The following is a 6,743-nucleotide window of genomic DNA, read 5'->3' on the forward strand; positions in this document are numbered from 1 at the left end:
GAGGGCTTGCAACACCTTTTTTAAAACATTTGAAACGTGTGTTTATTTTATAAACCACAATATTTATAAATATCTGTTTTATATATAAAAAATATTTAAATAAAAATGTTCATTATTTTATTTGGAAATGGTTAAAATGCTTAAATACATAATTTTTATAAGTTTTATTAAATTACAAAAGCAAAAAGCAGGACTTCTGCCCTGCTTTTTGTACTTAATCTAATCAAATTAGAACTTCATACTGATTCGTGCCCAGTAATTACGTCCAATATTATTAAATTGTTCATCAGTTGGTAAGCCTGTACCAGATGCACCCATTTTATTTAAGTGTTCGGTATATGTACGATCCAATACATTATCGATGCCAACTGATAGATCAACACCCTCGGATAAATTATAAGTACCGTTTAAAGACAATGTACCGAAACCTGCACTCTTCTTGTTGTCGTAGCCAACAATATTACCCTCACGTTCGCTAATACGACTTTGACCATCAACAATGCGCCAGTAAGCACCCAAGGTATAACGATCTTGGATATAACGAAGATTAACGCGCCCCTCTAAAGGTGCAATTTGTGGCAACGGCGTATTATTGGTCGTGTTTTCACCCCAAGCATACATTGCGCTCACATCGGCTTGAATGGCGTCAGTAAATTGATAACCAATACCTGCTTCTGCACCGGCAATGACAGCATCAACATTTTTAGAATCAGCTGCATTGATCCCATGTCCTGTTTTTTTGTCAGCATCATAATTAATTAAAATATAATCCTGAATTAGACCTGTATATGCAGACACCCAAGAGTTCAATGCACCATGATGATGTTGATAACCGAGATCAAGCTGTAAAGTTTTTTCATTTTTTAAGTCCTTAAAGGTCGATGGTGCTTGCCCGTTGAGGTCTGTTTTGAATAATTCCCAATAATCAGGTACACGTTCTACATAACCTAATCCTATATACGTTTTGCCGTCATCATGGTCAGGATGGGTATTTTCAAAACGAATAAAAGCACTCGGTAAGGTTTCTGTACGCTCAAGGCTACGTTTAACAGCATCAATGCTAACCTGATCGATACGCAGACCACTAACTAACTTATTATCTCCACCCAAGTCATAGCTCAACTCACCAAAACCACCAATCGACTGAAACTCCATATCTGTCGTAACAGGTGAGTTCATCATTGGCATAGTCGAATGATACATCCCCCCGGCATGTTTATTAAGTTGTGAATCCACCCCTGTTATAAGCTGGATGTTTTCCCATTCATTTGTTACCGCTAAGCGCCCATTTAAAGTACGGCGTGTAACCGTCATTGCTTTATCGGGTTCAGCAACATCACGTAAACTAAAATTATCCATCACGTGGTCATTAAAATTGTAGTTGACCTGTGCTTCAATTTTTTTGATTATATCTGTCACATTTTTCTTTTCTACACGTAGACCTAAGCTTTCACGGGCAAACTTGGAACCATCCATCATACGGCCAGCATACACTGCTTCACCATCAGCCTTACCACCGGTCAGTTCTACCCAGGTGTTTTCATCAGGTGTCCAGCCTAAAGCCAGATCAGCATTCCAGCGTTCCCAGTCTGATGGCACAGTATTGCCATTACCATCCTGATAGCTGTTGGCTACCGAGCGGTTGGTATTGAGGCGAATATATTTCTGTTCATCACCTGCTGCAACTTCGACATTATGATCGAGACGCCCGAAGGAACCCATCAAAACACTGGCCTGACCGCGATAGAGATGATCTTCATCAAACTGTTCCGGGCTACGTTCAAAAATCACGGTAGCTGCTGAACCGGTATTGGCATACTGGACCGTTTGTGGTCCTTTAATCACCGAAATACGGTCATAGCTTTCTGGCGAAATATAAGAGGTTGGTGAATCCATCCGGCTTGGGCAGGCACCTAGATTTTCTGTGCCATCGGTCAAGATTTTAATACGCGAACCGAACATACCGCGGAAAGTGACATCTCCATTGGTTCCAGCCCCACTATTGACCGAACTAAAACCGACAATACTTTGCAGATAATCGGCACCATCACTGGCAGGAATAGGCTGAATCGGCTGTTTAGGATCTGCACGTACAATCAGACCATTAGCATCATTGCCTGTAGCAGAAGTCACCACAATTGGAGCCATGGTCTGTACTGGCATAGCTTCATTTGCCAGCACCGTTGAAGAATAACAAGCAACACAAATCGCAGCCGCAAGAGGCTGTAAAGAAAATTTAGGCTGAGCCATTTCTATCTCACTGAATACATAAATTGAACACGGCCTAAGTCAATTAAGACCCAGGCAAAAACAACGTGGATTTATGCAAAAAGTGGTGGTGCCCTGCCCTGTGGTAGCAGAAAAAGTTGTTGCAGAACAAACCAGACATGACTGAATGCTTGTTTAAATGCAATCAGTCGAACCTGGATTCGATCCAGTACTTCTTTTAGATCCAGTTCAGGTGGCAGGACCAGATTGCCGTAGACAGTACAGTACTGACATTGATGATTGGCATCATGATGGTCATGGGCAACTTCTACAGACGTAGTCTGAATACTGTGGTCAGCATGATGAGAATGAGCAGCGTGATGCTCATGTGATAAAGGCAACAAAAGTGCACGCGTAATGGTTTCACAGACCGGAGCAACCTGATATTGCTTCGGCAGCAAAGGCTGCAGGAATACAGCGATCTGTAAAAATACGGCTGCCAGAGAAAGTAGCAACCCGCCACGTGTCACCATAGGAGAAGGGCAAATAAAAATTTGTCACCGTTAATTATAGCAAAGCCCAGTAAAAACTGGGCAATAATCAATGCATCAATACGACAAAATACTTAGCGTTTCACTGCAACTTTGGCTTTATCACGCTGACGTGCTGCCTTTTCAATTTTTTCACGGGCACGCTGGCGCTTCAAAGGTGATAAATAATCCACGAAAAGTTTACCATTTAAGTGGTCCATTTCATGCTGGATACACACAGCCAATAGGCCATCTGCCTCAACCTCAAATGCTTGACCTTCAAGATTAATTGCTTGAATTTTTACACGTGACGGACGCTCAACTTTATCGTATATTTGAGGTACTGATAGACAGCCCTCTTCGTATGGCTGTGTTTCTTCAGTCAATGGTGTAATTTTGGGGTTAATGAACACCATGGGTTGATCTTTATCTTCAGACAGGTCCATCACAATCAGCTGAATATGACGATCGACTTGTGTCGCGGCTAAACCGATGCCGGGCGCTTCATACATGGTTTCAAACATATCTGCAGCGAGCTGACGAATTTCATCAGTAACCTCTTCGACTGGTTGTGCAATGGTACGAAGACGGGGATCCGGGAAACTTAAAATAGGTAATAAGGCCATACTGCGTCCTCAATTATGCCATTGATCAAAAAACCAAATGAAGGAATGCTTCATTAAAAAATTGTGTGTAAGATCGTTATTATAACGCAACTTACATACATAATTTTAGGAATTATGATAATGAAAAAGGTTTTGAAGGGCATGCCATCTTTTAGTGCCTTGGGGATTAAAAATCAAATGCTCGCACTTGCAGTTTGTGTGGGTGTTGGTATGGGGACAATTTCAACTATACATGCAGCACCAGCTCGTAATGTCAATCCACCAAGCCTGAAAGCATCAGCACCGAATGTCTATGTGGTAAAAAAAGGTGACACATTATGGGATATTTCCAAGCGTTTTCTTAAAAATCCGGTACGCTGGCCAGAAATCTGGGCAGGTAATAAGCATGTGAAAAATCCACACTGGATTTTCCCAGGTGACCGTCTGCTGATGTGTGATTACCAGGGCCGCCCAATCATTGGTAAAGATGAAGGCGATGGCTGTACCGGTATCATCAACCGCTACCTTGGCACGAATAAGTTACAGCCTCAGGTGCGTATTGAATCGCTCAACAATACCATTCCTGTTATTCCTTTAGCCCATATCCAGCAATGGCTAGAGCGCTATACAATTATGGCAGCAGACTCTATTGAAGGCACTCCTTATATTCTGGGTACAGCTGATCAACGTGTACTGGCTGGTAAAGGCCAGAAAGTTTATGCACGTGGAAATGGCTTGGAAGTGGGTCAACGCTATGCAGTGTACCGCGAAGCTGAACCTTACATACTGACTGATGCTAATGGTAAAAAATACACCGCTGCCCTAGAACTACAGCAGGTCGCTTCTGGTATTGCAGTCCGTGGTGAAGGTGATATCACCACACTGGAACTGACCGACAGCTATAATGCTGAAGTCCGTCGTGGTGACCGGGTACTACCAGAATATGATCCAATGCTGCCTACCCTGTTCTATCCAGTAAATGCGGAAAACAACATTTCAGGTGGTCAGATCATTCGTGTATTGGGTTCAATTGGTACAGCTGCACGTCATAGTGTTGTCACCATTGACCGCGGCATAGCACATGGTGTTCAGTCTGGCCATGTGTTTAGTGTGAATCAGCAAGGTGAAGTCGTGACTGATCCAAAAACCAAAGAACGTGTACAGCTCCCGGGCGAACGTATTGGTAATGTCATGGTCTTCAAAACGTTTGATCAGTTCAGCTATGCCTATGTTCTAGACAGTGAATTGCCAATCAAAGTGGGCGCTACCATTCAGCCACCGCTGCTGGACGAATAATTTACAAGAACTTTAAGATGATGCTGTGATTCAGCATCATCTTAACCTCATTACTCATTATAAGAATAAGAAGACGCAAGATAGGTCTCAATATGTTGAATTCGTTATCTACGACTCAACTGGACAACATTCGCTTATGGTATGTAGTCCAGCATTCCCTCACCAGTTTCTATCGCTTATCTGATTATTATGAAAATCTTGCTGATGCTGTTCAGCCGGATCAAGTCGAGACCTGGCTAAAACTAGGCGTTCATAAAAATCATATCCAGCGGCTTCAGGATTTCAATTGCAAAGATGCCCAGCGCGAGTTTCAGTTTTGTCTGGAGCAGATCCAGAAAACTTGCGACTTTATTTTATTACATAATGAAGCGGACTATCCTCAGCAACTGAGTCATTACACCGATAAACCGCCGATTGTATTTGGTCAGGGTAAAGCCGACAGTTTATTACAGGCACAAGTGGCAATTGTGGGCAGCCGCAAACCGAGCAATCACGGCCGTCAGATGGCTTATGATTTTGCTTACTACTTAAGTGAACAAGGTTTTTATATTAATAGTGGACTGGCGCAAGGCATTGATGAAGCGGCACATCGGGCAGCGCTGCAGCAGCAGCGTACTATTGCAGTGATGGGCACGGGTCTGGATCAAACCTATCCGGCAACAAATCAGCCATTAAAAGAACAGATTATTGCCCAAGGTAGCACGGTGATTACAGAGTTTTTACCCGGTACTCCGCCTCTGCAACATCATTTTCCACGGCGTAACCGTATTGTTAGTGGACTGAGTTTGGGTGTTATTGTGGCTGAAGCTGCACTGAAAAGTGGCTCACTCATCACCGCCAAACTGGCTGCCGAACAAGGAAAAACCGTGTTTGCGATTCCCGGACATATCTACAGTGAAAATCACAAAGGCTGTCACCAGCTCATCCGCGAAGGTGCAATTCTGATTGATCATCCACACCAGGTGGTTGAAGATCTGGCATTAGCCACCCAATGGCAGGCAGCTGAACAAATTTACAAAGCAGAAAATAGTGAACCCGAATTGATCGAGATTCCAGCGCACCTAATTCCGCTCTATAACCAGCTCGACTGGATCGGACAAGGCCTAGATCAGATCAGCATTCAACTCAGCCAGGATGTTTCCACAATCACAGCACAGTTGATGGAACTGGAATTACTCGGTTTCAGTACACAGCAAGCTGGTATGTTTCTACGTTGTCGTACAGGCAAATAAGGTTCACAATAGCCCTTTGTTGTTTTTAAAAGGTATATACATGATCACCACCTCTGTTGCCGAAGCAGCGACATTCCTGAAACAAGGACAAGTCTTGGCATACCCTACAGAGGCTGTCTGGGGTTTGGGCTGTGACCCTCACAACGAACAGGCATTTCACCAGATTCTGCAACTGAAACAGCGTCCAATTGAAAAAGGTGTGATTCTTCTTGCTGGACATATTTCCCAAGTAGAACATTTATTAGAAGCACTGACTCCAGAAATCCGCGAACGTGTTGTTGCCTCATGGACCAACCGCAGCGTATCCGAACGTGCCACCACCTGGCTATTACCTGCCAGTGAAGATATTCCAGCCTGGATTAAAGGTAATCATCCTAAAGTTGCGGTACGTGTCACTACCCACCCTTTATGCATGGCTTTATGTCAGGCTTTTGGGGGCTATATCGTTTCGACCAGTGCCAATCCGGCAGGTCTAAATCCAGCACTTTCACTGCAGGACGCAAAACAGTACTTTAAAGAATCTGAGAGCCTGAACTACTTAAATGGCGATTTAGGACTGAGTCAGGAACCCAGCAAAATTATTGATGCTGTGACAGGTGAAGTGATCCGCGCTTAAGCACGGATTCATGTTTTGGCTTTTTCAAATCCGACTAAAGTTTTAAGGTAAAAAAAAGCTCAGCCATATAGGGATGGCTGAGCATAAAAAAGGATGTGCAGAACACATCCAGAGGGTCTTAAAATCTCTGGAAGCTTGATAATTCAGGAAAATTTCTGAAGCATCAATCTCGATGGGCGTATTATGTGAGAAAGTATGCCTAACAACAAATACAATAAAAGTTATTATTAATATATTTTATATATTATTATTTTAG

General features: G+C 43.1%; 6 protein-coding genes. 3 read left to right on the top strand and 3 right to left on the bottom strand.

Annotated elements, in window-relative coordinates:
* Positions 1–228: 228 nt before the first annotated feature.
* From B3D47_RS00005 to def, 3 genes are all read right to left on the bottom strand, one after another.
* Positions 229–2,250, bottom strand: a complete 2,022-nt coding sequence (locus B3D47_RS00005) for a TonB-dependent copper receptor (RefSeq protein ID WP_286859225.1) — start codon at positions 2,248–2,250, stop codon at positions 229–231.
* Positions 2,251–2,321: 71 nt separating this feature from the next.
* Complete coding sequence (locus B3D47_RS00010) at positions 2,322–2,741, bottom strand: DUF2946 family protein (protein WP_163164598.1); 420 nt, start codon at positions 2,739–2,741, stop codon at positions 2,322–2,324.
* Between the two features lie 92 nt (positions 2,742–2,833).
* Positions 2,834–3,364 carry a peptide deformylase gene (gene def, locus B3D47_RS00015; RefSeq protein ID WP_005220256.1) on the bottom strand — a complete coding sequence of 177 codons (531 nt, stop codon included), beginning with the start codon at positions 3,362–3,364 and terminating at the stop codon, positions 2,834–2,836.
* A gap of 120 nt (positions 3,365–3,484) precedes the next feature.
* Here def and B3D47_RS00020 point away from each other — a divergent pair, with 120 nt between their 5' ends.
* The 3 genes from B3D47_RS00020 (at position 3,485) to B3D47_RS00030 (ending at position 6,487) form a co-directional block, all read left to right on the top strand.
* On the top strand, positions 3,485–4,639 hold the full coding sequence (locus B3D47_RS00020; RefSeq protein ID WP_163164596.1) for a LysM peptidoglycan-binding domain-containing protein: 1,155 nt from the start codon (positions 3,485–3,487) through the stop codon (positions 4,637–4,639).
* A gap of 92 nt (positions 4,640–4,731) precedes the next feature.
* A complete protein-coding gene (gene dprA, locus B3D47_RS00025) occupies positions 4,732–5,871 on the top strand; it encodes a DNA-processing protein DprA (protein WP_286859230.1) in 1,140 nt (379 codons plus the stop codon).
* A 40-nt stretch (positions 5,872–5,911) separates the two neighbouring features.
* Complete coding sequence (locus B3D47_RS00030; protein ID WP_103800984.1) at positions 5,912–6,487, top strand: L-threonylcarbamoyladenylate synthase; 576 nt, start codon at positions 5,912–5,914, stop codon at positions 6,485–6,487.
* The last annotated feature ends 256 nt before the right edge of the window (positions 6,488–6,743 follow it).

Source organism: Acinetobacter sp. UBA3461 (genome assembly GCF_002381195.1).
GTDB lineage: Bacteria > Pseudomonadota > Gammaproteobacteria > Pseudomonadales > Moraxellaceae > Acinetobacter > Acinetobacter schindleri.

Coding starts and splice junctions, on each gene's coding strand:
- B3D47_RS00005 (WP_286859225.1), bottom strand. CDS start 2,250: ATGGCTCAGCCTAAATTTTCTTTACAGCCTCTTGCGGCTGCGATTTGT.
- B3D47_RS00010 (WP_163164598.1), bottom strand. CDS start 2,741: ATGGTGACACGTGGCGGGTTGCTACTTTCTCTGGCAGCCGTATTTTTA.
- def (WP_005220256.1), bottom strand. CDS start 3,364: ATGGCCTTATTACCTATTTTAAGTTTCCCGGATCCCCGTCTTCGTACC.
- B3D47_RS00020 (WP_163164596.1), top strand. CDS start 3,485: ATGAAAAAGGTTTTGAAGGGCATGCCATCTTTTAGTGCCTTGGGGATT.
- dprA (WP_286859230.1), top strand. CDS start 4,732: ATGTTGAATTCGTTATCTACGACTCAACTGGACAACATTCGCTTATGG.
- B3D47_RS00030 (WP_103800984.1), top strand. CDS start 5,912: ATGATCACCACCTCTGTTGCCGAAGCAGCGACATTCCTGAAACAAGGA.